Annotated in this window: 25 protein-coding genes and 1 pseudogene; 4 read left to right on the top strand and 22 right to left on the bottom strand. The window is 69.5% G+C overall.

Annotated features, from left to right (window positions below):
• Nucleotides 1-12: 12 nt before the first annotated feature.
• Nucleotides 13-120, bottom strand: a pseudogene (locus ACFO60_RS03775) (peptide-methionine (S)-S-oxide reductase MsrA); the annotation flags it as partial.
• A gap of 118 nt (nucleotides 121-238) precedes the next feature.
• Between ACFO60_RS03775 and ACFO60_RS03770 the strand changes: the two are divergent.
• A complete protein-coding gene (locus ACFO60_RS03770; protein WP_380836867.1) occupies nucleotides 239-841 on the top strand; it encodes a hypothetical protein in 603 nt (200 codons plus the stop codon).
• Nucleotides 842-958: 117 nt separating this feature from the next.
• Here the strand turns inward: ACFO60_RS03770 and ACFO60_RS03765 are convergent, their stop codons facing one another.
• The 3 genes from ACFO60_RS03765 to msrA all read right to left on the bottom strand — a co-directional run bounded on the left by ACFO60_RS03765 (nucleotide 959) and on the right by msrA (nucleotide 2,024).
• A complete protein-coding gene (locus ACFO60_RS03765; RefSeq protein ID WP_380836865.1) occupies nucleotides 959-1,087 on the bottom strand; it encodes a hypothetical protein in 129 nt (42 codons plus the stop codon).
• Nucleotides 1,084-1,284 (bottom strand): hypothetical protein, encoded by a 201-nt coding sequence (locus ACFO60_RS03760; protein ID WP_380836862.1) that lies wholly within the window; start codon nucleotides 1,282-1,284, stop codon nucleotides 1,084-1,086. Before ACFO60_RS03760 ends, ACFO60_RS03765 begins: the two co-directional genes overlap by 4 nt.
• Before the next feature lie 77 nt (nucleotides 1,285-1,361).
• On the bottom strand, nucleotides 1,362-2,024 hold the full coding sequence (msrA, locus tag ACFO60_RS03755) for a peptide-methionine (S)-S-oxide reductase MsrA (RefSeq protein ID WP_380836860.1): 663 nt from the start codon (nucleotides 2,022-2,024) through the stop codon (nucleotides 1,362-1,364).
• Nucleotides 2,025-2,163: 139 nt separating this feature from the next.
• Between msrA and rarD the strand changes: the two genes are divergently transcribed.
• Both rarD and ACFO60_RS03745 read left to right on the top strand, forming a co-directional pair.
• Nucleotides 2,164-3,081, top strand: a complete 918-nt coding sequence (gene rarD / locus ACFO60_RS03750; RefSeq protein ID WP_380836857.1) for an EamA family transporter RarD — start codon at nucleotides 2,164-2,166, stop codon at nucleotides 3,079-3,081.
• Nucleotides 3,082-3,236: 155 nt separating this feature from the next.
• Nucleotides 3,237-4,325 carry an LLM class flavin-dependent oxidoreductase gene (locus ACFO60_RS03745; RefSeq protein WP_380836855.1) on the top strand — a complete coding sequence of 363 codons (1,089 nt, stop codon included), beginning with the start codon at nucleotides 3,237-3,239 and terminating at the stop codon, nucleotides 4,323-4,325.
• A 138-nt stretch (nucleotides 4,326-4,463) separates the two neighbouring features.
• Here ACFO60_RS03745 and ACFO60_RS03740 read toward each other — a convergent pair whose 3' ends face one another.
• From ACFO60_RS03740 to ACFO60_RS03660, 17 genes are all read right to left on the bottom strand, one after another.
• Nucleotides 4,464-5,459, bottom strand: a complete 996-nt coding sequence (locus ACFO60_RS03740) for a polyprenyl synthetase family protein (protein WP_380836852.1) — start codon at nucleotides 5,457-5,459, stop codon at nucleotides 4,464-4,466.
• A 12-nt stretch (nucleotides 5,460-5,471) separates the two neighbouring features.
• Entirely contained in the window at nucleotides 5,472-7,031 is a 1,560-nt protein-coding gene (gene nuoN, locus ACFO60_RS03735; protein ID WP_380836849.1) for an NADH-quinone oxidoreductase subunit NuoN, read from the bottom strand.
• Nucleotides 7,028-8,557, bottom strand: coding sequence for an NADH-quinone oxidoreductase subunit M (locus ACFO60_RS03730; RefSeq protein WP_380836846.1), 1,530 nt, complete (start codon nucleotides 8,555-8,557; stop codon nucleotides 7,028-7,030). Before ACFO60_RS03730 ends, nuoN begins: the two co-directional genes overlap by 4 nt.
• Nucleotides 8,557-10,467: an NADH-quinone oxidoreductase subunit L gene (gene nuoL, locus ACFO60_RS03725; RefSeq protein WP_380836844.1), complete on the bottom strand. Its 1,911-nt coding sequence runs from the start codon at nucleotides 10,465-10,467 to the stop codon at nucleotides 8,557-8,559. The genes ACFO60_RS03730 and nuoL overlap by 1 nt, the downstream gene beginning before the upstream one ends.
• Before the next feature lie 9 nt (nucleotides 10,468-10,476).
• Nucleotides 10,477-10,773 (bottom strand): NADH-quinone oxidoreductase subunit NuoK, encoded by a 297-nt coding sequence (gene nuoK, locus ACFO60_RS03720; protein ID WP_354837848.1) that lies wholly within the window; start codon nucleotides 10,771-10,773, stop codon nucleotides 10,477-10,479.
• Nucleotides 10,770-11,660 (bottom strand): NADH-quinone oxidoreductase subunit J, encoded by an 891-nt coding sequence (locus ACFO60_RS03715; protein ID WP_380836842.1) that lies wholly within the window; start codon nucleotides 11,658-11,660, stop codon nucleotides 10,770-10,772. Before ACFO60_RS03715 ends, nuoK begins: the two co-directional genes overlap by 4 nt.
• Nucleotides 11,653-12,168 (bottom strand): NADH-quinone oxidoreductase subunit NuoI, encoded by a 516-nt coding sequence (gene nuoI, locus ACFO60_RS03710; protein ID WP_380836841.1) that lies wholly within the window; start codon nucleotides 12,166-12,168, stop codon nucleotides 11,653-11,655. The genes ACFO60_RS03715 and nuoI overlap by 8 nt, the downstream gene beginning before the upstream one ends.
• The gene (nuoH, locus tag ACFO60_RS03705) at nucleotides 12,155-13,513 is read right to left on the bottom strand and encodes an NADH-quinone oxidoreductase subunit NuoH (protein ID WP_380836839.1); all 1,359 of its coding nucleotides are present in this window, start codon (nucleotides 13,511-13,513) and stop codon (nucleotides 12,155-12,157) included. The genes nuoI and nuoH overlap by 14 nt, the downstream gene beginning before the upstream one ends.
• 82 nt (nucleotides 13,514-13,595) lie before the next feature.
• Nucleotides 13,596-16,025, bottom strand: a complete 2,430-nt coding sequence (locus ACFO60_RS03700; RefSeq protein ID WP_380836837.1) for an NADH-quinone oxidoreductase subunit G — start codon at nucleotides 16,023-16,025, stop codon at nucleotides 13,596-13,598.
• Nucleotides 16,022-17,311 carry an NADH-quinone oxidoreductase subunit NuoF gene (gene nuoF, locus ACFO60_RS03695; protein ID WP_380836836.1) on the bottom strand — a complete coding sequence of 430 codons (1,290 nt, stop codon included), beginning with the start codon at nucleotides 17,309-17,311 and terminating at the stop codon, nucleotides 16,022-16,024. The genes ACFO60_RS03700 and nuoF overlap by 4 nt, the downstream gene beginning before the upstream one ends.
• Nucleotides 17,308-17,976: an NADH-quinone oxidoreductase subunit NuoE gene (nuoE, locus tag ACFO60_RS03690; RefSeq protein ID WP_380836834.1), complete on the bottom strand. Its 669-nt coding sequence runs from the start codon at nucleotides 17,974-17,976 to the stop codon at nucleotides 17,308-17,310. The genes nuoF and nuoE overlap by 4 nt, the downstream gene beginning before the upstream one ends.
• Nucleotides 17,973-19,325 carry an NADH-quinone oxidoreductase subunit D gene (locus ACFO60_RS03685; protein ID WP_380836832.1) on the bottom strand — a complete coding sequence of 451 codons (1,353 nt, stop codon included), beginning with the start codon at nucleotides 19,323-19,325 and terminating at the stop codon, nucleotides 17,973-17,975. The genes nuoE and ACFO60_RS03685 overlap by 4 nt, the downstream gene beginning before the upstream one ends.
• Complete coding sequence (locus ACFO60_RS03680) at nucleotides 19,322-20,008, bottom strand: NADH-quinone oxidoreductase subunit C (RefSeq protein WP_380836830.1); 687 nt, start codon at nucleotides 20,006-20,008, stop codon at nucleotides 19,322-19,324. Before ACFO60_RS03680 ends, ACFO60_RS03685 begins: the two co-directional genes overlap by 4 nt.
• The gene (locus ACFO60_RS03675) at nucleotides 20,005-20,556 is read right to left on the bottom strand and encodes a NuoB/complex I 20 kDa subunit family protein (RefSeq protein WP_380836827.1); all 552 of its coding nucleotides are present in this window, start codon (nucleotides 20,554-20,556) and stop codon (nucleotides 20,005-20,007) included. The genes ACFO60_RS03680 and ACFO60_RS03675 overlap by 4 nt, the downstream gene beginning before the upstream one ends.
• Before the next feature lie 39 nt (nucleotides 20,557-20,595).
• The gene (locus ACFO60_RS03670; protein ID WP_036325316.1) at nucleotides 20,596-20,955 is read right to left on the bottom strand and encodes an NADH-quinone oxidoreductase subunit A; all 360 of its coding nucleotides are present in this window, start codon (nucleotides 20,953-20,955) and stop codon (nucleotides 20,596-20,598) included.
• Between the two features lie 92 nt (nucleotides 20,956-21,047).
• On the bottom strand, nucleotides 21,048-22,322 hold the full coding sequence (locus tag ACFO60_RS03665) for a geranylgeranyl reductase family protein (RefSeq protein WP_380836824.1): 1,275 nt from the start codon (nucleotides 22,320-22,322) through the stop codon (nucleotides 21,048-21,050).
• A gap of 127 nt (nucleotides 22,323-22,449) precedes the next feature.
• Nucleotides 22,450-23,184, bottom strand: a complete 735-nt coding sequence (locus ACFO60_RS03660) for a demethylmenaquinone methyltransferase (RefSeq protein WP_380836821.1) — start codon at nucleotides 23,182-23,184, stop codon at nucleotides 22,450-22,452.
• A 78-nt stretch (nucleotides 23,185-23,262) separates the two neighbouring features.
• Here ACFO60_RS03660 and ACFO60_RS03655 point away from each other — a divergent pair, with 78 nt between their 5' ends.
• Nucleotides 23,263-24,543 (top strand): delta-60 repeat domain-containing protein, encoded by a 1,281-nt coding sequence (locus tag ACFO60_RS03655; RefSeq protein WP_380836818.1) that lies wholly within the window; start codon nucleotides 23,263-23,265, stop codon nucleotides 24,541-24,543.
• Here the strand turns inward: ACFO60_RS03655 and ACFO60_RS03650 are convergent.
• Nucleotides 24,540-24,740 (bottom strand): DUF4229 domain-containing protein, encoded by a 201-nt coding sequence (locus ACFO60_RS03650; RefSeq protein ID WP_380836815.1) that lies wholly within the window; start codon nucleotides 24,738-24,740, stop codon nucleotides 24,540-24,542. The genes ACFO60_RS03655 and ACFO60_RS03650 overlap by 4 nt on opposite strands.
• Between the last annotated feature and the right edge of the window lie 23 nt (nucleotides 24,741-24,763).

Raw genomic sequence — 24,763 nt, 5'->3', positions numbered from 1 at the left:
TGGCTGAGTGGATCAGGCCTCGCCGGTCGTCAGGCCGATGGGGCAGCTCACGCCGGTGCCTCCGAGGCCGCAGTGGCCGTTTGGGTTACGGAACAGATACTGCTGGTGGTAGCTCTTTGCCTGGGCTCTTCGCGCTTGAGTCGATCCGGCGAGAAGCCGAGGCGCAACGACGGCTGAACCCAGTTCAGGCGCCGTCGACACCGAGAACCGAACCGTTCCCATCGGCATCTAACTCTGCATGATCAACGTGACACTCTCGTTGCTGCTGGTGCTGTCCCCGGCGACCGCGATCGAGATTCCGAAGAACTTCCTGATTTACGAGCACGACGCGCGCAGGCGCCTGAGCTCCGAAGAAGCGGAAGAACAGGGCTATCAGATCAGCGACAAGCTCACGAAGCCGTTGGAGCTGAACCCGTGCGGACACCGGCGTGCCATCGATCGCGATCGGGCGGCGGTCCGTACGATCACGCATTGGACCAGCGCACCTAGCGGCTCCTCCGAACAGCTCGTCATCTACAAGAGCCCCCGTGCCGCCCATACCTCGTTCACCCGTCTGCGCGCCGAGGTCAAGCGGTGCGCGCGCAAGGGTGACCCGTCGGAACCCGAACTCAAGATCCGTTGGCGGACGAGTAAGGCCAAGGCCGGTGACGAGTCCATGGGCATGGGTTACCAGACCTGGCAGGACGGCAGCGTGAACACGACGGTCAGCGGCATCGTCGCGCGCAGGGGCAGCGCACTGATGATCTACACGACCACCGAGGGAACCTACGACCCCGGCCGGCTGACCAGAGACGTCAGGAAGATGGCCACCAAGGTGTGTACGTTGCCCGGCGTCTGCTAGCTCAGCCACAGCGCCGGGAAAGATCTTCGGCGGCGACATCCACGATCGCCAGTCGGGTGGCAACGAACGAGGCGCCGAACAGCCCAAGGCCGTAGGAGGGTCTCCACGCTCTCCCGGCTACTCATCCGAGGTCGTCAGCCCCGTCGGACAGGACCACTCGGACAGGTCACCCAGCCTGACGCCGGTGCCGCAGTAGCCGCCCGGGTTCTTGTCCAGGTACTGCTGGTGGTGGTCGCACTCGGTCATGCGGACACGATCGTGAGGGCCGGGATGTGAGCCGGCCTGACCACCGAGAAGTCTCTGACGTCGACCGTGAAGACCTCGGGGAGGTGGAAGCGCTCCGCGAGGGCGATCACCAATGCGTCGGCGGAGCCCAAGGGGAGGTCCGCGTAGCGTTCCACCAGGACAGAGATCCGTCCGAGGTCGTTGGTCGTGCCGCCCAAGCCCTGGTTGTGACCTGCGCAGGCGCACACATGACTAGGGGCCGCACCCGGATGAGTGCGGCCCCTAGCTCGATCGATCAGGCCTCGCCGGTGGTCAGGCCGATGGGGCAGCTGACGCCGGTGCCGCCGATGCCGCAGTAGCCGCCCGGGTTCTTGTAGAGGTACTGCTGGTGGTAGTCCTCGGCGAAGTGGTACTCGGGGGCCGGGGTGATCTCGGTGGTGATGTCGCCGTAGCCGGAGGCGATGAGGACCTGCTGGTAGGCGTCGCGCGAGGCCGCGGCGGACTTCTCCTGGGCGGGGCCGTGGGTGTAGATCGCGGAGCGGTACTGCGTGCCCACGTCGTTGCCCTGGCGCATGCCCTGGGTGGGGTTGTGGCCCTCCCAGAAGACCTTGAGCAGCTCCTCGTAGGAGACCTTCGCGGGGTCGAAGACCACTCGGACGACCTCGGTGTGGCCGGTGAGGCCGGTGCAGACCTCCTCGTAGGTCGGGTTGGGCGTGTAGCCGCCCTGGTACCCGACCGAGGTGGAGACGACGCCGGGGGTCTGCCAGAACGTGCGCTCGGCGCCCCAGAAGCAGCCCATCCCGAACTCGGCGATCTCGGTCCCGTCGGGGTACGGCGGGGCCAGAGGCGCGTCGAGGACCTCGTGCCGCGCCGGCACGGGCATCTTGCCCGGGCGGCCGGGCAGTGCCTCCTGCGGAGTCACCATCGAAGTCTTGTTCTTGCCGAAGAGCCAACCCATCGCGCACCTCCGTCGGACACTCTTTGCAGACTAGGCAACCAGCGGGGGCCGCCGGTTGTTCCTGAAATAAGCATCTCTTAAGAGAGGGAGAAGACTTACTTATTTGTGTTAAATGCTGCCAGCAGCGAAGATAGCGTACATGCCTGATTCGCGCCGTGGTGTCCTGTATGGCGTAGCCGCCTACAGCATGTGGGGTCTGTTCCCCTTGTACTGGCCGCTGCTCAAGCCGTCCGGGGCCGTCGAGATCCTCGCGCATCGCATGGTGTGGTCGCTGGTCGCCGTGATCGCGGTTCTGGCCGTACGGCGCCACTGGGCGTGGTTCCGCGAGCTGGCGAGGCAGCCGAGGAAGCTGCTCCTGCTCTCCCTCGCCGCCGTACTCGTCTCGGTGAACTGGGGCGTGTACATCTACGCCGTGAACGCCGGACATGTGGTGGAGAGCGCGCTCGGGTACTTCATCAACCCGTTGGTGAGCGTGCTGTTCGGCGTATTGATCTTCCGCGAGCGGCTGCGGCCGTGGCAGTGGGCGGCCGTGGCGCTCGGCACGCTGGCCGTCGTCGTGCTGACCGTGGACTACGGCCGCCCGCCGTGGATCGCCCTGGTGCTCGCGGTCACTTTCGGCACGTACGGGCTGGTCAAGAAGTCGGCGAACGTCGGCGCGGCGGAGAGCCTGACCGTGGAGACGCTGGTGCTGCTGGCGCCCGCGCTCGCTTACCTGGCCTTCCTGCAGGGGCAGGGGACGGCCACGTTCGGGACGGCGGGGCTCGGCCACGCCGCGCTGCTGGCCGGCGCGGGTGTGGTCACCGCGGTTCCGCTGATGTGCTTCACCGCCGCCGCGATCCGCGTGCCGCTCACGACCATCGGGCTTCTCCAGTACATCGCCCCCATCCTGCAGTTCCTGTGCGGCATCCTGGTGGCGCACGAGACCATGGCGCCCAGCCGATGGGCCGGTTTCGCGATCATCTGGCTGGCGCTGGCGGTGTTCAGCTGGGAAGGGCTGCGTCACGCCCACGCGACCCGACGCGCCGTCGGCTCCGCTCCCGCGCTCGAGACCGTCTGACGCGCCTCCGGCCGCCCTGCGGCACGGGCTACGACCCCCGGCGTACCCGCCGGGCCGCCGCTACGTCCCGGGCGGTAGGGCGGACGGCCCCGGCCGGCGGACGACGACTCCCCGTCGCGCGCGAGAGCATCGGCGGAGAGCCGAGGGAGTACACGATGGCAGATCGCCTGTTCCGCTTCGGGATCGTCGCAGGGACGGCCCGCGACGCCGATCAATGGTCCAAGCTCGCGCGCCGCGCCGAGGAGATGGGGTACGCGACGTTCCTCACCCCGGACACGCTGGGCACCCTGCCACCCCTCCTGGCGCTGAGCGCCGCGGCGGCGGCGACGTCGACCCTGGGGCTGGGCTCCTTCGTCCTGTCGGTCGCCAACCGGCGGCCGGAGCAGCTGGCGTGGGAGGTGAACGGCCTCGGCATGCTGTCCGGTGGCCGCTTCGAGCTGGGACTGGGCGTCGGGAGGCCGGACGCCGGCAAGGACGCGGCCCGGCTCGGCATGCCGTTCGGCACGGTCGACCAGCGCATCAGGAGGCTGGAGGAGGTCATCCGGCAGGTGCGCAGGTGGCCGGGCGCCGACGGGCCGCACGGCGACAGGCCTGGCGCGGACGCGCCAGGCACCGGCAGGCCCGGTGCGGTCGGGTCGGGCACCCACAGACCACGTGTCGACGGATCAGGCACCGGCAGGCCGGCAACGGACGGGGCTGGTACCGGCAGGCCGGCGACGGACGGGGCTGGTACCGGCAGGCCGGCGACGGACGGGGCTGGTACCGGCAGGCCGGCGACGGACGGGGCTGGTACCGGCAGGCCGGCGACGGACGGGGCTGGTACCGGCAGGCCCGGTGCGGGCGGGGCGGGTGGTCCTCGAGTGCTGATCGCGGCGGGCGGGGCGCGCATGCTGGGCTTCGCCGCCAGGAACGCCGACACCGTCGCCCTGGGGCTGCCCCCCTCCACCTCCGAGGACGGCCTGGCCGACCCCGTACGGCTGGTCCGGCAGGCCAGTGACGACTTCGACCGGCTGGAGCTCAGCGTCGGAGTGCACGTGGTCGGCGACGAGGTGCCGCCGTGGCTGGCCGGCCGGCTCGGCCCGGACCTTCCGGCGGACTCGATCGCCGTGCTGGACGGCTCGCCCCGGCAGATGGCCGACCGGCTGCTGCGCCGCAGGGACGCCCACCAGATCTCCTACATCACGGTGAACGCCATGTACGCCGACCGGCTGGCCCCGGTCGTGGAGCTGCTGAGCGGCGCCTGAGGCGAGAACGACGTCGGCCCGCCGTACCCGCAGGGGCGGCCCCGCGACCGCCCCGTCCGGGAACGGTTCGGCCCGCCGACACGTGAACGGGTCAGCCCGGCCGGTCCAAACGGGTCGGCCCGGCCGGTCCAGGGAAGCTCAGCCTGAGCGGTCCGCGACGTAGTCGCAGAGGGCGAGCAGGGCGGAGCGGGCCGGGATGTCGGGCAGGGTCATCAGGTCGTCGCGGGCCCGCCCCACCCAGGACATCAGCTCCGCGCGGGCGCGGACCATGGCCTGGTTGGCGCGGAGCAGCTCCACCGCCTCCGTCACGTCCTCGTCGGCGACCGGGCCGGACAGCAGCTCGCGCAGCCGGGCGTCCTCAGGGGCCGTCGAGGCGAGCACATAGAGGACGGGAAGGGTGCGGATGCCCTCGCGCAGGTCGGTGCCGGGCGTCTTGCCGCTCTGTCCGGCGCTGGACGCCACGTCCAGCAGGTCGTCGCCGAGCTGCCAGGCCACGCCTATGGCCTCACAGGCGCTGGTGAGGCGGTCGGCGATCTCGGGGGACGCGCCGGCGAGCATCGCGCCGAACCGTCCTGAGGTGGCGATCAGCGAGCCGGTCTTGTCGGCCAGCACCTCGATGTAGTGGCTGACGGCGTCCACGCCCGGGCGCGGCCCGATGGTCTCGCGGATCTGGCCGCGGACCAGGCGGGAGAACGTGCGGGCCTGGATGCGGACGAGCTCGGGCCCGAGGTCGGCGAGGATCTCGGAGGCCTGGGCGAAGAGGTAGTCGCCGGTGAGGATGGCGACCTTGTTGTCCCACAGGGCGTTCGCTGACGGCGAGCCGCGCCGCACCCGCGCCTCGTCCATCACGTCGTCGTGGTAGAGCGTGGCCAGGTGGGTCAGCTCGATGACCACCGCCCCCGGGATCACACCGGGGGCGCTGAAGTCACCGAAGTGCGATGCGAGCAGCACGATCATCGCTCGGAAGCGCTTGCCGCCCGCCTCGATGAGGTGCTTGGACGCCTCCTTGACGAAGGCGTCCTCGCTGTCGGCGGACGTGCGGAGCAGCTTCTCGACAGCGTCGAGACCGCTCGCGATATCCGCTGCGAGCCCCTCGTCGATGAACGGCAGGTCGACTACGGGCGGCGCGGCCATCAAGCATTACTCCTAACGAACGAACAGCGACTGCGCGGCCGTGTGCGCTAGGTCGAGCACCGGCTGCGGGAAGACCCCGAGCACTACCGTAGCCGCCGCGGAAAGCGTGACCACAGCCGCGGTCCCCATGCTGGGGGCGGCGATGGTGGGGCCCTCGGGCGCCGGGTCGCTGAAGAACATCAGGACGATCACGCGGACGTAGAAGAACGCGGCCATCGCCGACGTCACAACACCCACGATGACCAGCTGAACAGCTCCGCCCGAGACGGCGGCCGCGAACACGGCGTACTTTCCGAAGAACCCGGACGTGAGCGGGATGCCGGCGAAGGCGAGCAGGAACAGCGCGAAGATGCCGGCGAGCATCGGGGAACGCTTGCCAAGGCCGGCCCAGCGGGACAGGTGGCCCGCCTCGCCGCCGGGGTCGCGCACCATGGTGACGACCGCGAACGCGCCGACCGTGGCGAAGCCGTAGGCGACGAGGTAGAACAGGATGCCCGCCAGGGCGCCGGCGTTCTGCTCCGACTTGCCGGTGGCGACGACCGCCGTGAGCAGGAAGCCGGTGTGCGCGATCGACGAGTAGGCCAGCATGCGCTTGATGTCGGTCTGGGTGATCGCGAGCACGGCGCCGACGACCATCGTGAGGATGGCGACGGCCCACAGCACCGGAGTCCACTCGGCGTCGAGGTTGCCCAGCGCGACCCAGAAGACCCGCAGCAACGCGCCGAACGCCGCGATCAGGGTTCCGGAGGCCATCAGCGCGGTGATGGGCGTGGGCGAGCCCTGGTACACGTCCGGCTTCCACGCCTGGAACGGCGCGGCGCCGATCTTGAAGAGCAGGCCGACGCCCAGCGTCGCCGCGCCCATGAACAGCAGGCTGTCCTGGCCGCCGACGGTGCTGAGGGACTTCTCGATCGCCGCGAGGTCCACCGACCCGGCGAACCCGTACAGCAGCGCGGTGCCGTACAGGAAGAACGCCGAGGAGAAGGCGCCGAGCAGGAAGTACTTCATCGCCGCCTCCTGCGAGAGGAGGCGGCGGCGGCGGGCCAGGCCGCACAGCAGGTACAGCGGGAGGGACATGACCTCCAGGGCCACGAACATGATCAGCAGGTCGTTCGAGGCGGGGAAGAGCATCATGCCGCCGACCGCGAAGAGCACCAGCGGATAGATCTCGGTGTGGGCGCCGCCCTCGGACAGCGCCTGGTCCTCCTCGGCGCTGCCCGGCACGGCCGAGGCCTGCGCGACGAAGTGGTCGTCGTCGTTGATCAGCAGCACGCAGACGATCGCGAGCAGGAGGATGGCGCCCCAGATGAACAGCGACGGCCCGTCCACGGCGACGGCGCCCATGGCGGCGGCGTTGTGCACGCCCTGGACGCCCTCCCAGACGGTCAGCGCGAACGCGCCCGCCATCGACAGGATCGTGATGGGCATCTGGATCGACTTGCGCAGGTAGCGCGGCGTGAACGCCTCGACCAGGACGCCGATCATCGCCGCGCCGAAGACGATGAGCATCGGCGCGAGCTCACCGTATTCGATCTTCGGCGCCTCGATCGCGGCGGCGGAGAGCGTGCTCACTGGCCTGCCCCCTTCTTCTCAGCGGTGGCGGGTATCGCGGGAGTGAACGGGGGCGCCTGCACGCTGGTGAGGGTCTGCTTGACCGCCGGGTTGATCACGTCGAGCAGCGGCCCGGGGAAGAAACCGAAGCCGATGAGCAGCGCGATGAGCGGAGCGACGACGACCTTCTCGCGGAGGTTCAGGTCGGGGAGCGCCTTGACCGACTCGGCCGTCGGACCGGTCATCATGCGCTGGTACATCCACAGGATGTAGATGGCCGCGAGGACCATGCCGGACAGCGCGATGATGCTCGGCACGACGTAGCGCTCGTAGGTGCCGATCAGGACGAGGAACTCGCTGACGAAGGTCGAAAGGCCCGGAAGCGACAGCGACGAGAGGCCGGCGACCAGGAAGGTGCCCGCCAGCACGGGGGCGACCTTCTGCACGCCTCCGTAGTCGGCGATGAACTGTGACCCTCTGCGGTTGATCAGGAAGCCCGCCAGCAGGAACAGCGCCCCGGTGGAGAACCCGTGGTTGACCATGTACAGCGTCGCGCCCGAGCCGGCGTCGGCCGTCATGGCGAAGACGCCCATGGTGATGAAGCCGAAGTGCGAGATCGACGTGTAGGCGATGAGCCGCTTCATGTCGGTCTGCCCGATGGCGACGATCGCGCCGTACACGATGCCGATGACGCTGAGCGCGATCACCAGCGGCGTGAAGAACTTCGCGGCGTCGGGGAACAGCTCCAGGCAGAAGCGCAGCATGCCGTAGGTGCCGACCTTGTCCAGCACGCCGACGAGCAGCACGGCCGCGCCGGCGGGCGCCTGGGCGGCGGCGTCGGGCAGCCAGGTGTGGAAGGGCCACAGCGGCGCCTTGACGGCGAAGGCGACGAAGAAGCCGAGGAACAGCCACTTCTGCGTGGCCGGGTCCTTGATGACCCCGATGAGCTCGGGCTGCAGGAAGGTGCCCTTGCCCGCGATCGAGTACAGCGCGATCACGGCCACCAGCATGAGCAGGCCGCCGAACAGCGAGTACAGCAGGAACTTCACGGCCGCGTACGACCGCTGCGCCCCGCCGTAGGACCCGATCATGAAGTACATCGGGATCAGCATGGCCTCGAAGAACACGTAGAACAGGAAGATGTCGGTCGCCGCGAAGACGCCGATCATCATCGCCTCGAGCACCAGGATGAGCGCGAAGTACGTCTTGACGGACCGCTTGGCCTCGGGCCGGTCGGCGTCGTGCCAGGAGGCCAGCACCACGATCGGCACCAGCACCACCGCGAGCGCGATGAGCACCAGCGCGATGCCGTCGACGGCGACCGCGTAGTGCACCCCGAACGACGGGATCCACGAGTAGACCTCGCTGAACTGGTCGCGGGCCCCCGACGGATCGAACCGGGACGCCATGACCAGCGTGAGCGCCAGCACGACGAGCGACACCCCGAGGGTGAGCTGCTTGGCGAGTTTGTCGTTGCCCTTGGGCACCGCCGCCACCGCCAGCGCGCCCACCACGGGCACGCCCATCAGGATTGAGAGCCAGGGCATCACAGGTTCCCTACGACGAACCATGCGCCGACCAGGAGGGCGGCACCGAAGAATATCGACAAGGCGTACGACCGGACGAAGCCGGTCTGGACGCGGCGCAGGCGCCCGGAGGTGCCGCCGATGAGCGCCGCCAGCCCGTTGACCAGCCCGTCGACGCCGCGGTTGTCGAAGAACACCGCGAGCCGGGTCAGCCACTGGCCGGGACGCATGAACAGCGCCTCGTTGATCGCGTCGCCGTACAGGTCACGACGGGCGAAGACGGTGAGGAACGACCCGCGCGGAGCGACGGCGGGGACGTCGGCCCTGCCGTACTTCATCCACGCGTAGGCGACGCCGACCGCCACCAGCGCCAGGGTCGCGAGGCCCGTGACGCTGAACGGGTGGAACGCCGGCAGTTCCTCGGGGCGGCCGACGGCCGGGGCCAGGAACTCCATGAACCGGTTGCCCGCGATGAGGAAGCCGCCGCCGAAGACCGAGCCGATCGACAGCAGGATCAGCGGCCAGGTCATCACGGCCGGCGACTCGTGCGGGTGGGCGTTCTTCTCCCAGCGGGGCTTGCCGTGGAAGGTCATGAAGAACAGGCGCGACATGTAGAAGCCGGTGATGCCCGCGCCGATCACGGCGAGCCAGCCGAGGACCGGGTTGTGCTCCATCGCGGTCTCGATGATGCCGTCCTTGGTCCAGTAGCCGGACAGCAGCGGGAAACCGATGATCGCCAGGTAGCCGAGCCCGAACGTGGCCCAGGTGATACGCATCTTGGAAGCCAGGCCGCCGTACTTGCGCATGTCGACCTCGTCGTTCATGGCGTGCATGACCGAGCCGGCGCCGAGGAACATCGAGGCCTTGAAGAAGCCGTGGGCGATCAGGTGGGCGATCGCGAAGGCGTACCCGACCGGGCCGAGGCCGGCGGCGAGCATCATGTAGCCGATCTGCGACATCGTCGATCCGGCGAGGGCCTTCTTGATGTCGTCCTTGGCGGTACCGATGATCGCACCGGCGAGCAGCGTGGCGACGCCGACGATGGTCACGACGAGCGCCGCCGTCGGGGCGCCGACGTAGATCGGACCGGAGCGGACCACGAGGTAGACGCCGGCGGTGACCATGGTGGCCGCGTGGATGAGGGCCGAGACCGGGGTCGGGCCCTCCATCGCGTCCAGGAGCCAGGACTGCAGCGGGAGCTGCGCCGACTTGCCGCACGCGCCGAGCAGGAGCGCGAGGCCGATGAGGGTCAGCGTGCCCTGCGACGCCTGCGGGACGCTGGACAGGACGGGGCCGAACGCCACGGTGCCGAACGTCGTGAAGATGACGAAGATGCCGAGCGCGAGGCCCATGTCACCGACGCGGTTGACGATGAAGGCCTTCTTGGCCGCGGCCGCCGCGGAGGGCTTGTGCTGCCAGAAACCGATGAGCAGGTAGGACGCCAGGCCCACGCCCTCCCAGCCGACGTACAGGCCGAGGTAGTTGTCGGCCAGCACCAGCAGCAGCATCGCGGCGACGAAGAGGTTCAGGTAGGCGAAGAACCGCCGCCGGTTCGGGTCGTGCGCCATGTAGCCGATCGAGTAGATGTGGATCAGTGACCCGACACCGGTGATCAGCAGGGCGAACGAGATCGACAGCGGGTCCAGCAGCAGGCCCATCTTGACGTCGATGGAGCCGCCGGGCAGGAAGTCGTACAGCTCCACCGCGCGGCGGCGCTGGTCGGCTCCGAAGCCGAGCAGTTCGAAGAAGACGAGCACGGCGACCACGAACGACGCCAGTGACATGGCGACGCCGAGGAAGTGGCCCCAGCGGTCGCTCCGGCGGCCGCCCAGCAGCAGGATCGCCGCGCCCAGCAGGGGCAGGGCGATCGTGAGCCAGGAGAGGCCGATCACTCCACCGGAGTGCTGGACGATCTCAGCAGCGGTTTCCACGGCGACCTCTTAGTACTTCAGCAGGTTGGCGTCGTCCACCGACGCGGACCTGCGGGTTCGGAAGATCGTCACGATGATCGCGAGACCGACGACTACCTCGGCTGCGGCCACGATCATCACGAAGAACGCGATGATCTGGCCTTCCAGGTTGCCGTGCTGCCGGGCGAAGGTGACGAAAGCCAGGTTGCACGCGTTGAGCATCAGCTCCACGCACATGAACACGACGATGGCGTTGCGGCGTACCAGCACGCCCACGGCGCCGATGGCGAACAGCAGCGCCGAGAGCACCAGGTAGTGGGTGGTCACTTGCCTTCCTCCTCGAGGGGGCGGTCCGCGGCCGGGCCGGCCGTCTGGGCGGCCTTGGGCTGCTCCTGCGCCGCGACCGGGGCCTCGGGGGCCTCGGCGACCGCCTGGACGACCTTCGGCTGCTCGGTGCGGACGCCGCTCGCGGCGACCTTCCTGATCGCGTCGGCCAGCCTCGGATTGTCGGGCAGGTGGCCGTCCTCGACGTCGTGGCGGGCGATGACCCGGTTGACCGACAGCTCGGAAACGGTGCCGTCCGGCAGCAGGGCCGGCATGTCGATCGCGTTGTGCCGCGCGTAGGTGCCCGGCCCGGGCAGCGGGGTCGGGTGCTCGCCGAGGAAGCGGGCGCGCGCCAGGTCCTTCTGCGTGGGCTTGGGCGCGCTGCGCTCGCGGTGCGCCAGCACCATCGCGCCGAGCGCGGCCGTGATGAGCAGCGCGGAGGTGACCTCGAAGGCGAAGACGTAGCGGGTGAAGATGAGCCCGGCGAGCGTCGGGACGTTGCCGCCCTCGGCGCTGACCGCCCCGCTCAGCCCGGTGGCGTCGCCGATCACCGCGTTGCCGATGCCGGCCGCCAGGAGCACGGCGAAGCCGAGCCCGGCGACGAAGGCCCAGAACCGCTGCCCCCTGATCGTCTCGACCAGGGAGTCGGAGGAGTCGACGCCGACCAGCATGAGCACGAACAGGAAGAGCATCATGACCGCGCCGGTGTAGACGATGATCTGCACCACGGCGAGGAACGGGGCGTCCTGCACGGCGTAGAGCACCGCCAGCGACAGCATCACCACGCCCAGCATGAGCGCGGAGTACACCGCCTTGCGGCTGAAGACGAGCCCGAACGCGGCGGTGACCGAGACGACCGCCAGCACCCAGAACGTGATCGTTTCACCCATTGCTACGGCCCAACCGGTAGTAGTCCTCTTCGGTCTCGCCGAGGCGCATGGGATGCGGAGGCGTCTCCATGCCGGGACCCAGCGGCGCGAGCAGCATCTCTTTGGTGTAGATGAGGCTCTCACGGCTGGTGTCCGCGAGCTCGTACTCGTTGGTCATCGTGAGCGCCCGTGTCGGGCACGCCTCGATGCACAGGCCGCAAAGGATGCACCGCAGATAGTTGATCTGGTACGTCCGGCCGTACCGCTCGCCCGGCGAGTAACGCTCTTCGTCGGTGTTGTCGGCGCCTTCCACGAAGATGGCGTCGGCCGGACAGGCCCAGGCGCACAGCTCGCACCCGACGCACTTCTCCAGCCCGTCCGGCCAGCGGTTCAGCTGGTGGCGGCCGTGAAACCGAGGAGCCGTGGGCTTCTTCTCCTCGGGATAGTTCACCGTCACCGGCTTCTTGAACATGTGGTGGAAGGTGACGCCGAACCCCTTCACGGGGTTCAGGAAATCAGTTAGTCCCACTGGGGACCTCCTTGCGTCCGTTGACGCCGTGGTAGTGCGGCAGGTCGAGGGCCGGCACCGGGAACCCGCCGGCGGTGGGTTCGTCGCGCAGCTGTTCGAAGTCGGCCTCGACCTCCGCCGCCTGCGCTTCCCTGCGACGCTGGTTGACCGTGTCGAAGCGGAAGTAGATCGCAAGGCAGCCGATGACGACCACCGCCGCGATCACGAGCACCAGGTTGCGCTGGGCGCCGGCGTTCTGGGTGGCACGCACGGTGGCGACCAGCAGGATCCACGCCAGGTTCAGCGGGATCAGGACCTTCCAGCCGAAGGCCATGAGCTGGTCGTAGCGGATGCGGGGCAGCGACGCGCGCACCCAGATGAAGAACGCGAACACCAGCACGAGCTTGACGAAGAACCACAGCATGGGCCACCAGCCCACGTTGGCCCCGTCCCACAGCGAGATCGGCCACGGTGCCCGCCACCCGCCGAGGAACAGCGTGATGCAAAGGCCCGACACCGTGAACACGTTGGCGTACTCGGCCAGCATGAACATCGCGAACTTCAGCGACGAGGAGTACTCGGTGTGGAAGCCGCCGACCAGTTCGCCCTCGCCCTCGGGCAGGTCGAACGGCACGCGGTTGGTCTCGCCGAGCATCGTGATCACGTAGATCAGGAACGACGGGATCAGCAGCACCGCGTACCAGGACGGCAGCGGGATGTTCAGCCCGCCGAGCGCCCAGGTGCCGCCGGACGCCTGCTTGGCCACGATCTCGGAGGTGGACAGCGTGCCCGCGAACAGGAACACCGCCACGAACGACAGGCCCATCGCGATCTCGTAGGAGATGACCTGCGCGGTGGAGCGCAGGCCGCCCAGCACGGCGTACGGCGAGCGCGAGCCCCAGCCCGCGAGCACGATGCCGTAGACGCCGATGGAGGCCATCGCGAGGACGACCAGCACCGCGACCGGCAGGTCGGTGAGCTGCAGCGGGGTGCGCACGCCGAACATCGACACCATCGGCCCGAACGGGATGATGGAGTACGACAGGAAGGCCGGCACCGCGATGATGATCGGGGCGAGGACGTAGACCAGCTTGTCGACGGTCCTCGGGAGGATGTCCTCCTTCAGCCCCATCTTGATGCCGTCGGCCACCGACTGCAGCAGGCCGAACTTGCCCGCGCGGTTGGGGCCGTAGCGGTGCTGCATGCGCGAGATGAGCTTGCGCTCGGTCCACACGCCGAACAGCACACCCAGCATCAGGAACACGAAGATGAAGACGGCCTTGATGATGGAGATCCACAAGGGATCCTTGCCGAAGTCGGCCAGGGTGGGCCCGGCCGGATCGGCGACGAGCAGAGGCCCTGTCATTGGTCGCTCACCAACTCCTCATTCGCTGCGCGGGCGGCGCTTGCCCCGCAGGCCACTGCGCTCACTGCCCTGGGCGTGCCGCTCACGAGACACTCCCGATCTTGACGACGTCACCGGCCACGGCGCGCAGGTCTCGGGTGACCGAGCAGCCGGCGGAGTTGGCCGGCACCCACACGACGCGGTCGGGCAGGTCGGCCACCCGCGCGGGCAGCGTGACCGTGCCGCCCTCCGTGGTGATCGTGACCTTACCGCTGTCGAGCGCTCCGATCTCGGCGGCCGTGGCCTCCGACAGCAGCGCCTCCACGGCCCGGCCCGTACCCGCCAGGTAGGGCTCGCCGTCCTGGAGCCGGCCGGAGTCGAGCAGCAGGTGCCAGGTGGCCAGGACGGCCTCGCCGGTCGCCGGGTCGGACTGGGTGCCGCCGGTGACGCTCGGGGCGGCCGCCCGGGAGCCGCGCCAGGCGCCGACGGCCGCGAGCTCGCGGCGGGCGGCGGCGGCGTCGGGCAGGCCCAGGTGCACGTCCATGTGGTCGCTGAGCGCGGCGATGGCGCGCAGGTCGCTCATCAGACCCGGCACCTCGATCGCCCGCTCGAACGAGCGGCCTCGTCCCTCCCAGTCGACGAACGTGCCGCTCTTCTCGGTGACGGCCGCGATGGGCAGCACCACGTCGGCCCGGTCGGTGACGGCGCTGGCGCGCATCTCCAGCGAGACGATGAACGGGGTGTTCTCCAGGGCGGCCAGCGCCGCCTCGGGGTCGGCCAGATCGTAGGGGTCGACGCCGCCGACGACCAGGGCGTCCAGCTCGCCGGTGAGCGCCGCGGCGAGGATGGCGCCGGTGTCGCGTCCCGGGGCGTCGGGCAGGGCGCCGACGTTCCAGGCGCGGGCGACCTCGGCGCGGGCGGCCTCGTCGGAGACCGGGCGGCCGATCGGCAGGAGGTTCGGCAGCGCGCCGGCCTCGACGGCGCCGCGCTCGCCGGCCCGGCGGGGCACCCAGGCGAGCCGCGCGCCGGACGTCGCGCTGAGCCGCACGACGGCGGACAGAGCGCCCTTGGAGGTCGCGAGCCGCTCGCCGACCAGGATGATCGTGCCGGGCTGCTTGAGCGCGTCGGCGACGGACGAGGAGCCGGAGATCAGCTCGCCCAGGGCCTCGGCCTCGGCGCCGGGCAGGGTGCGCACCAGGGTGCCGCCCATCTTGGCCAGGCCGGGGGCGGCGAACGGCGCCACGGAGAAGACCTTCACGCCGCGCTTGCGCCATGCCTTGCGCAGGCGCAGGAAGACCATCGGCGACTCTTCCTCGGGCTCGAACCCGACGAGCAGGACGGCCGGGGCCTTCTCGAGGTCGGTGTAGGAGACCTCGATGCCCTTGCCCGCCACCGCGTGGGCGAGGAAGGCCGACTCCTCCTCCGACAGCGGGCGGGAGCGGAAGTCGACGTCGTTGGTGCCGAGCGCGACGCGGGCGAACTTGGCGTAGGCGTAGGCGTCCTCGACGGTCACCCGGCCGCCGACCAGCACCCCGGCCTTGCCGCGTGCCCGGGCCAGGCCCTCGGCGGCGGCGGTCAGGGCCTCCGGCCAGGAGGCGGGACGCAGGTAGCCCTCGGCGTCGCGGACCAGCGGAGTCTGCAGGCGATCGGGCTCGGTGGTGTAGGAGAAGGCCCAGCGGCCCTTGTCGCAGTTCCACTCTTCGTTGACCTGCGGGTCGTCCATGGCCAGGCGGCGGGTGACCCTGCCGCGGCGGTGGTCGGTGCGCAGCTCGCATCCGCTGGCGCAGTGCTCGCAGGCGCTCGGGGTGGACACCAGGTCGAACGGCCGCGCCCGGAAGCGGTAGGCCGCGCCGGTGAGCGCACCCACCGGGCAGATCTGGACGGTGTTGCCCGAGAAGTACGACTGGAACGGCTCGCCGTCGGCGACGCCGACCTGCTCGGCGGCGCCGCGCTCGAAGAAGTCGATCAGCGGGTCGCCGGCGATCTCGTCGGAGAAGCGGATGCAGCGGGCGCACTGGACGCAGCGCTCGCGGTCGAGCAGCACCTCGGTGGACAGCGGGATGGGCTTTTCGAAGGTGCGCTTGTGCTCGTGGAACCGGGACTCGCCCTGGCCGTTCGACATGGCCTGGTTCTGCAGCGGGCACTCGCCGCCCTTGTCGCAGACCGGGCAGTCGAGCGGGTGGTTCATGAGCAGCAGTTCCATGACGCCGCGCTGGGCCTTCTCGGCGACCGGCGAGGTGAGCTGCGTCTGCACGACCATGCCCTCGGCGACCTCGATGGCGCACGACGGCTGCGGCTTGGGGAAGCCGCGGCCGTTGCCGGCGTCGGTGATGTCCACCAGGCACTGGCGGCAGTTGGCCGCCGGCTCGAGCAGCGGGTGGTCGCAGAACCTCGGGATCTGGATGCCCAGCAGCTCGGCCGCCCGGATGATCAGGGTGCCCTTCGGGACGCTGACCTGGAAGCCGTCGATGGTGAGGGTCAGCATGTCCACCGGCTGCTCGACCGGCCCTGCCGAGGATGTCTGAACGGTCATGCGGAGGCCCCCCACACGGTGGACGCCGCCCGGTCGAAGGGGCATCCGCCGATCTCGAAGTGCTTGAGGTATTCGTCGCGGAAGTGCTTCACCGACGAGTGGATCGGGCTGGTCGCGCCGTCGCCGAGGGCGCAGAACGATCGGCCGAGGATGTTGTCGGCGATGTCGGTGATGGTGGTCAGGTCCTCTTCGGTGCCCTGGCCCTTCTCCAGACGCTTGAGCACCTGCTTGAGCCAGTAGGTGCCCTCGCGGCAGGGGGTGCACTTGCCGCAGGACTCGTGCGCGTAGAACTCGGTCCAGCGCAGGACGGCGCGCACGACGCACGTGGTCTCGTCGAAGATCTGCAGCGCGCGGGTGCCGAGCATCGAGCCCTTGGCGCCGACCGACTCGAAGTCGAGCGGCACGTCCAGGTGCTCGTCGGTGAAGATCGGCGTGGAGGACCCGCCGGGCGTCCAGAACTTCAGCCGGTGGCCCGCCCGGATGCCGCCCGCCATGTCGAGCAGCTCGCGCAGGGTGATGCCGAGCGGCGCCTCGTACTGCCCGGGGCGGGTCACGTGGCCGCTCAGGGAGAAGATGCCGAAGCCCTTGGACTTCTCGGTGCCCATCGAGGCGAACCAGTCGGCGCCGTTTCCGATGATGCTGGGAACGCTGGCGACCGACTCGACGTTGTTGATGACGGTGGGACACGCGTACAGACCCGCGACCGCGGGGAAGGGGGGCTTGAGCCGAGGTTGGCCTCTGTAACCCTCCAGCGAGTCGAGCAGAGCGGTCTCTTCGCCGCAGATGTAGGCGCCGGCGCCGCTGTGCACGATCAGCTCCAGGTCGTAGCCGGAGCCGAAGATGTTCGTACCGAGATAGCCCTTCTCGTACGCCTCGCGCACGGCCGCCTGCACCCGGCGGATGACGTGGAGCACCTCGCCGCGCACGTAGATGAAGGCCTGGTTGGCGCGGATGGCGTAGGCCGTGATGATGACGCCCTCGACCAGCGAGTGGGGGTTGGCCATCATGAGCGGGATGTCCTTGCAGGTGCCCGGCTCGGACTCGTCGGCGTTGACGACCAGATAGTGCGCCTTGCCGTCGCCCTGCGGGATGAAGCCCCACTTCATGCCGGTCGGGAAGCCGGCGCCGCCGCGGCCGCGCAGGCCGGAGTCCTTGACCGCCTTGATGATGGCGTCGGGGTCCATGCCGAGCGCCTTCTTGGCGGCGGTGTACTCGCCGTATCCCTGGAGGGTGAACGAGTCCGCCCGATCCCAGTTCGCGGTGAGGACCGGAGTCAGAGTCGTCATTCCGAGGCCCCCTTCGGTGCCGTCCAGCCGTTCGCCTTGGCGATCTTGAGGCCCTCGAGCGAGGGGCCGGCGGCCGAGGGGCCGTCGCCGGCCTGGCCGTCGGGCAGGCCCGCGAGCACGCGCGAGGCGTCCTTGAACGAGCACAGGCGGGCCGGGCCGCGGGTCGGCGCGACCTCCTTGCCGGCGCGCAGGTCGTCGACCAGCTTCTTGGCCGTCTCTGGGGTCTGGTTGTCGAAGAACTCCCAGTTGACCATCATGACCGGCGCGAAGTCGCAGGCCGCGTTGCACTCGAGCCGTTCGAGCGAGACCTTGCCGTCGCCCGTGGTCTCGCCGTTGCCGACGCCGACGTGCTCGGTGAGCTCGTCCCAGATCTGGTCGCCGCCCATGATGGCGCACAGCGCGTTGATGCACACGCCGACGTGGAACTCGCCGGCGGGCTTGCGCTTGTACATCGTGTAGAACGTCGACACGCCCACGACCTCGGCCTTGGTGAGGCCGAGCATCTCGGCGCAGAACTCCTGGCCGGCGTCCGAGACGTATCCGTCCTCGGCCTGCACCAGGTGCAGCAGCGGCAGCAGCGCCGAGCGGCTCTTCGGATAACGTCCGATGATCTCTTTCGCGTCTCGTTCGAGACGCTCGCGGACTTCCGGCGAATAAGTCGTCACCGGTCCACACCTCCCATGACCGGGTCGATGGACGCGACCGCGGCGATGACGTCGGCGATCATGCCGCCTTCGCAGGTCGCGGGCACGGCCTGCAGGTTCGTGAACGAGGGGTCGCGGAAGTGTACGCGATAGGGGCGGGTGCCCCCATCGCTCACGACGTGGGCGCCCAGCTCGCCGCGCGGCGACTCGACCGGCACGTACGCCTGCCCGGCCGGCACGCGGAAGCCCTCGGTCACCAGCTTGAAGTGGTGGATGAGCGCTTCCATGGAGCTGCTCATGATGTGGGCGATGTGGTCGGGCGAGTTGCCGAGGCCGTCGGGGCCGAGCGCGAGCTGCGCCGGCCAGCCGATCTTCTTGTCCTCGATCATGACCGGCTTGCCCTTGAGCTCCGAGCCCGACAGCCGGTCGAGGCACTGGGAGATGATCTTGAGAGATTCCTCCATCTCGGCCACGCGCACCAGGTAGCGGCCGTAGACGTCGCAGGAGGTCTCGGTCGGCACGCCGAAGTCGTAGGTCTCGTAGCCGCAGTAGGGCTGCGACTTGCGCAGGTCCCACGGCAGGCCCGCGGCGCGCAGCATGGGCCCGGTGATGCCGAGGGCCATGCAGCCGGTGAGGTCGAGATAGGCGACGTCCTTGGTGCGCCGGGTGTAGGCCGGGTTCGCGTCCAGGAGCTTGCGCATCTCCTTGATGCGGCCCGGCATGACCTTGAGGAACTCGCCGATCTTGTCGACGGCGCCGGCGGGCAGGTCGACCGACACACCGCCCGGGCGGACGTAGGCCATGTTCATGCGCAGGCCGGTGATGTACTCGAACAGGTCGAGCACCATCTCGCGCTCACGGAAGCCGAACAGCATCGGCGTGGTGGCGCCGAGCTCGAGGCCGAAGGTCGCGATGGCCACCAGGTGGGAGGAGATGCGGTTGAGCTCCATCATCATGACCCGGATGGTCTGCGCGCGCAGCGGCACCCGGTCGGTGATGCCGAGGAGCTTCTCCACCGCCAGGCAGTACGCCGTCTCGTTGAAGATCGGCGAGAGGTAGTCCATGCGGGTGACGAACGTGACCCCCTGGGTCCACGTCCGGAACTCCATGTTCTTCTCGATGCCGGTGTGCAGGTAGCCGATCACCGTGCGGGCCTCGGTGACGGACTCGCCGTCGAGGGTCAGCACGAGCCTGAGCACGCCGTGGGTGGACGGGTGCTGGGGGCCCATGTTGATGACCAGGCGCTCTTCCGAGGACTCGGCGACGGCCTCGACGACCTGGTCCCAGTCTTGCCCGTTGACGTTGTAGACCCGGCCCTCGGCGACGTCCTGCTCGTTCTGGGCGGTCTCACCGTCGTGGATGGCGGTCATGCGTACGACCTCCTGTTGTCCGGCGAGGGGATGGTGGCGCCGCGGTACTGGACCGGGATGCCGCCGAGCGGGTAGTCCTTGCGCTGGGGGTGGCCGTCCCAGTCGTCGGGCATCTCGATGCGGGTGAGCGCGGGGTGGCCGTCGAAGACGATGCCGAAGAAGTCGTAGGTCTCGCGTTCGTGCCAGTCATGCGTCGGGTACACCGAAACCGTGGACGGAATGTGCGGATCTGCGTCGGGGCACGAGACCTCGACCCGGACGCGCCGGTTGAGGGTGATCGAGCACAGGTGATACACCGCGCGCAGCTCGGCGCCGGTCTCCTCGGGGTAGTGCACGCCCGAGACGCCGAGGGAGAGCTCGAACCGCAGCGACGCGTCGTCACGCAGGTGGCTCATGACCTCGACGAGCCGCTCGCGCGCCACGTGGAGCGTCAGCTCGCCGCGGTCGACGACCACCCGCTCGACCATGCCGGCGTAGGCGTCGCCGGCGGCGCTCTCGAGCGCGTCGGCCACCTCGTCGAAGTAGCCGCCGTAGGGCCTGGCGCTCGACAGCGGCGCGGGCCGGCGGACGACCAGGCGGCCGTACCCGGAGGTGTCGCCGGAGTCGGAGGCGCCGAACATGCCCCGCCGGGCGATCGGCTCCTCGGGCACTTCAGGCACGTCGGGCAGGTTGTCAGTGCTCATTTCGAGGTCCCCTGATCGATGAGCGGCAGCGACCGCAGAGCACGCAGTTCCAGCTCGTCGATCTGCTTGGCGCGGTGCGCGCCGAACTTCGTGTTCTGGATCTTGTCGTGCAGCTTGACGATCGCGTCGATGAGCATCTCAGGGCGCGGCGGGCAGCCGGGCAGGTAGATGTCCACCGGCACGACGTGGTCGACGCCCTGCACGATCGCGTAGTTGTTGAACATGCCACCGCTGGACGCGCAGACGCCCATGGCGATGACCCACTTGGGCTCGGCCATCTGGTCGTAGATCTGGCGCAGCACCGGCGCCATCTTCTGCGACAGGCGACCGGCCACGATCATCAGGTCGGCCTGGCGAGGGGACGCCGAGGCGCGCTCCATGCCGAACCGGGCAAGGTCGTGGTTGGGGCCGCCGGTGGCCATCAGTTCGATGGCGCAGCAGGCCAGGCCGAACGTGGCCGGCCACACGGAGTTCTTCCGCGCCCATCCGGCCGCCTGCTCCACGGTGGACAGGATGAACCCGCTGGGCAGTTTCTCTTCGAGACCCATCTCAGTGCTTCCTCTCGCGCGCCTCCGGCACGCTGCCTCTCAGTCCCAGTCCAGGCCGCGGCGACGCCACACGTAGGCGTAGGCGACCAACACGGTGACGATGAACAGCACCATCTCGACCAGACCGAAGACCCCGAGCTTGTCGAAAGCGACCGCCCACGGATAAAGGAAGATGATCTCGATGTCGAACACGATGAAGAGCATCGCCGTGATCATGTACTTCAGGGGGAACCGGCCGCCGCCGACGGGCTGCGGCGTGGGCTCGATGCCACACTCGTAGGCGTCGAGCTTCGCGCGGTTCCAGCGCTTGGGGCCGGTGAAGGGCGCGATTCCCACGGAGAAGACGGCGAAGCCCGCCGCGAGAACCGCGAGCACCAGGATCGGCACGTACAGTTCCATCGCTTATGCGTCCCCTCTGAGCGCTATGGCTTTCTTCGATCGGTTGACGAGTCTAAGCAGGGCGATCATCGATCTTCGTTCCGGGTGCGGTGTCATGCCGGCGGCGTGACCTTGGACAGGGCGTTGATGATCCGGTCTGGCGCATCGCCCCGCCGGTCCGTGAGATTAGCAAGGAGCTTCAGAGCGAACCGCATCAGAGTGGGATGTGGCAGACCGTGCCGCGTGAGGAAGCCCATGACGCCCGGCTTGCCGATGGCCTCGACGAACAGCCTTCCCAGTGTGTAGTAGCCGCCGTAGACGTCTTTGAGCGTCTGGGGATAGGCGCGCAGCGCCCGCTCCTGCTGGGCGGGGGTGAGGCCGGACAGCGCCGTGGCGATCGTCTCGGCGGCGATGCGCCCGGTCTCCATGGCGTAGGCGATGCCCTCGCCGTTGAACGGGTTGATCATGCCGCCGGCGTCGCCGACCAGCACCAGGCCGCGGGTGTAGTGCGGCTGCCGGTTGAAGGCCATCGGCAGCGCCGCGCCGCGGATCGGCCCGGTCATGCTCTCTTCGGAGAACCCCCACTCGGACGGCATGTTCTTCACCCAGCGGCGCAGCAGGTCGCGGTAGTCCAGGTGCTGGAACGCCTCGCTGGTGTTGAGCAGGCCGAGCCCGACGTTGCTGGTGCCGTCGCCGACGCCGAACACCCAGCCGTACCCCGGCAGCAGGCGGGCCTGGCCGTCGTCGTCGGTGTCCCACAGCTCGAGCCACGACTCGAGCCAGTCGTCGTCGTGCCGGGGGCTGGTGAAGTAGGTGCGCACGGCGACGCCCATGGGACGGTCGTCGCGCCGGTGCAGGCCCATCGCCAGGGACATCCGCGTGGAGTTGCCGTCGGCGGCGACGACCAGGCGGGAGCGGTAGGTGACCGGCTCGCCGTCCTTCTTGGCGGTCACGCCGATGATGTGGCCGCCGCGCGGGTCGAGGACGGGCCCGGTGACGTTGACGCCCTGCAGCACGGTGGCGCCGCCGCGTTCGGCGTGGGCGGCGAGGATCTCGTCGAAGTCCATGCGCGTGCGCACGAGGCCGAAGCCGGGATAGCTCGACAGCTCGGGCCAGGGCAGCTCGAGGCGCAGGCCGCCGCCGATGACGCGCAGCCCCTTGTTGCGGATCCAGCCTGGGGCGTCGATGTCGACGCCCATGTCGATCAGTTCTTTGACCGCGCGCGGAGTGAGGCCGTCCCCGCAGACCTTCTCGCGCGGGAAGCGCGTCTTCTCCAGCAGCAGCACGTTCAAGCCGGCCTGCGCGAGATAGAAGGCCGTGGTCGAACCTGCGGGACCGGCGCCGACGACGATGACGTCGGCGTCCGCCGCGGGGGCTGACTCGCTCACGGGACCTGTCCTGTCGTGGATGTCGAGGGCCTTGGGATCGGGGCCTTCGTTCCTTTGTGAACTACTTCACAAACTTGTCGGCGGAAGTCTAACCCTTTTTCCGTGCCCGCTGTCAGATGGAGCTTACCTACTCACCCGCGCTCGGCTTAACCGCGCGGTGCAAGGCCACGATGCCCAGCGAGAGATTGCGCCACTGGACGCCCCGCCACCCGGCCTCGGCCACCAGCCGGGCCAGAGCGGGCTGGTCGGGCCAGGCGCGGATCGACTCGGCGAGGTACTCGTAGGAATCGGGGTTGGAGCTCACGGCCCGCGCGACCGGCGGCAGCATCTTCATCAGGTACTGCGTGTAGACGAGCTCGAACGGCTTGATCGTCGGGCGGGAGAACTCGCACACCACCAGCCGCCCCCCCGGGCGCGTCACCCGGAGCATCTCGCGCAGCCCGCCCACCGTGTCGTTGACGTTGCGCAGGCCGAAGGAGATGGTCACCGCGTCGAAGGCGTCGTCGGCGAATGGAAGTTTCAGTGCGTCGCCCCCGACGAACGTGACGCCGCGCACCCCGCCGCCGGACAGGCCGGAGCCGCCGCGCCTGGCCGCGCCCGTGCGGAGCATGCCGAGGGAGAAGTCGCACGCGATGGCGCGCGCGCCGAGGCCGGTGAAGGCGTCGGTCGAGGTGCCGGTGCCCGCGGCGAGGTCGAGGACCAGCTCTCCGGGACCGGCGTCCACCGCGGCGGCCGTGGCCCTGCGCCAGATGCGGTCTTGACCGAGAGACAGCACGTCGTTGACCAAGTCGTAGCGCCGGGCCGTGCGGTCGAACATCGCCGCCACCTCGTGCGGCTGTTTGTCCAGGGAGGCACGCGTCATGGCGACAAGCTTAGTGGGCTTGCGCTCATCCACCCAAAGTAGCCGCCCGATCACCGTCCGTCTGCTAGGACTTGGTGGATGTACGCCCGAATGTCGACCCGGAGGTCGACCGCAATCTCCGCCCCACTGCTCGCCGGGGCCCTCGTCCTGCTCCCGGGCTCTCCCGCCTCCGCCGGGGGCGTGCCCCACCCGCGCGTGGTGTCGGCCGACCCCGTGGCCTCCACTCCGCACGTGCTCGACGGCATCGTGAACGCCTTGGCCCTCGTCGGTGGCACCGTCGTCGTCGGCGGCTCGTTCAGCCAGGTGCGCGAGGCCGGCGGGTCCGGCCGGCTCGCGAGGAGCAACCTGTTCGCCTTCGACCTGGCCACCGGGCGGGTCGACCGCCGCTTCGCACCGCGCCTCGACGGTCCGGTGCACGCGCTGGCCGCCGGCCCCGACGGCACGGTGTACGCCGGCGGGGCGTTCGTCTCGGCCGGCGGCGCCGCCGGGCGGGGCCTGACCCGGCTCAAGGTCGCCGACGGCTCGCCGGTCCCCGGCTTCTCGGCCCCGGTCAACGGCGGCGAGGTCGCGAGCCTCGTGCTGCACGGCGACCGCCTGTACGTCGGCGGCGACTTCACCGGCGTCGGCCGGGTCCCGCGCACCGCGCTGGCCCGGGTCGACCCGGCCACCGGGGCGGTCGACCCGTCGTTCACCGTCACCCCCGGCGGCGGCATCGGCGGCGAGGTGAAGGTCCACGCGATGGCCGCCGCCCGCGACCGGCTCGCGGTGGACGGCTCGTTCACGACGCTGGACGGGCACCGCCGCCCCCAGGTGGGACTCATCGACATCGGCGCGGCCCGGCCGTCGGTAACCGGCTGGCACACCGAGTCGTACGCCGCCGCCTGTAAAGAGGTGTTCCCTTCTTACGTGCGGGGGCTGGATTTCTCACCTGACGGGCAGTATTTCGTCGTGGTGACGACAGGAGGCGCCAAGGGCCCGCGCAAGCTGTGCGATTCAGCGGCCCGCTTCGAGACCTATTCTCGCGGGGACCACGTCCGGCCCACTTGGGTCAACCACACCGGCGGTGACTCGCTGTACTCGGTGGCCGTCACGGGGGCCGCGGTGTACGTCGGCGGTCATCAGCGCTGGCTGAACAACCCGCGCGGCTCGGACTCGGCGGGGCCGGGCGCGGTCGCGCGGCCCGGCATCGGGGCGATTCACCCCTCGACCGGCAAGGCGCTCGCGTGGAACCCGACCCGTGACCGGGGCATCGGCGTCAAAGCGTTCCTCGCGCTCAAAGACGGCCTTCTCGTCGGAAGCGACACCACGCACCTCGGACACGAGTACCATGCCCGGGTCGGCATGTTTCCGCTCCCCTAGCCTCTGCGGCCCTTGCTGATCTGCTCACTCACCGCGTCTCGCTGCTTGGACAGCAGCACGTAACTGGCTATGCCGCTGACCACGAAGCTGGTCACGATGAGCCACAGCGCGTTGTGGAGGCCGATCAGGTAGAGCACACCCAGGGTGACGGCGAACAGACCCAGCCGTGACGCGGTGTAAACGAGAAACGGTCGCACAACGTCGAGGTTACGTCACCTGC

Source organism: Sphaerisporangium dianthi, from assembly GCF_042654065.1.
GTDB lineage: Bacteria > Actinomycetota > Actinomycetes > Streptosporangiales > Streptosporangiaceae > Sphaerisporangium > Sphaerisporangium dianthi.
Note: the sequence above shows the minus strand (reverse complement) of the source record. Positions and strands in the feature narration are given on the sequence as shown.

Excerpts from the sequence above, each read along its gene's own strand:
- ACFO60_RS03770 (WP_380836867.1), top strand. The coding sequence starts at position 239 with ATGATCAACGTGACACTCTCGTTGCTGCTGGTGCTGTCCCCGGCGACC.
- ACFO60_RS03765 (WP_380836865.1), bottom strand. The coding sequence starts at position 1,087 with ATGACCGAGTGCGACCACCACCAGCAGTACCTGGACAAGAACCCGGGC.
- msrA (WP_380836860.1), bottom strand. The coding sequence starts at position 2,024 with ATGGGTTGGCTCTTCGGCAAGAACAAGACTTCGATGGTGACTCCGCAG.
- rarD (WP_380836857.1), top strand. The coding sequence starts at position 2,164 with ATGCCTGATTCGCGCCGTGGTGTCCTGTATGGCGTAGCCGCCTACAGC.
- ACFO60_RS03745 (WP_380836855.1), top strand. The coding sequence starts at position 3,237 with ATGGCAGATCGCCTGTTCCGCTTCGGGATCGTCGCAGGGACGGCCCGC.
- ACFO60_RS03740 (WP_380836852.1), bottom strand. The coding sequence starts at position 5,459 with ATGGCCGCGCCGCCCGTAGTCGACCTGCCGTTCATCGACGAGGGGCTC.
- ACFO60_RS03730 (WP_380836846.1), bottom strand. The coding sequence starts at position 8,557 with ATGCCCTGGCTCTCAATCCTGATGGGCGTGCCCGTGGTGGGCGCGCTG.
- ACFO60_RS03715 (WP_380836842.1), bottom strand. The coding sequence starts at position 11,660 with ATGGGTGAAACGATCACGTTCTGGGTGCTGGCGGTCGTCTCGGTCACC.
- nuoH (WP_380836839.1), bottom strand. The coding sequence starts at position 13,513 with ATGACAGGGCCTCTGCTCGTCGCCGATCCGGCCGGGCCCACCCTGGCC.
- ACFO60_RS03700 (WP_380836837.1), bottom strand. The coding sequence starts at position 16,025 with ATGACCGTTCAGACATCCTCGGCAGGGCCGGTCGAGCAGCCGGTGGAC.
- nuoF (WP_380836836.1), bottom strand. The coding sequence starts at position 17,311 with ATGACGACTCTGACTCCGGTCCTCACCGCGAACTGGGATCGGGCGGAC.
- ACFO60_RS03685 (WP_380836832.1), bottom strand. The coding sequence starts at position 19,325 with ATGACCGCCATCCACGACGGTGAGACCGCCCAGAACGAGCAGGACGTC.
- ACFO60_RS03680 (WP_380836830.1), bottom strand. The coding sequence starts at position 20,008 with ATGAGCACTGACAACCTGCCCGACGTGCCTGAAGTGCCCGAGGAGCCG.
- ACFO60_RS03675 (WP_380836827.1), bottom strand. The coding sequence starts at position 20,556 with ATGGGTCTCGAAGAGAAACTGCCCAGCGGGTTCATCCTGTCCACCGTG.
- ACFO60_RS03670 (WP_036325316.1), bottom strand. The coding sequence starts at position 20,955 with ATGGAACTGTACGTGCCGATCCTGGTGCTCGCGGTTCTCGCGGCGGGC.
- ACFO60_RS03660 (WP_380836821.1), bottom strand. The coding sequence starts at position 23,184 with ATGACGCGTGCCTCCCTGGACAAACAGCCGCACGAGGTGGCGGCGATG.
- ACFO60_RS03655 (WP_380836818.1), top strand. The coding sequence starts at position 23,263 with ATGTACGCCCGAATGTCGACCCGGAGGTCGACCGCAATCTCCGCCCCA.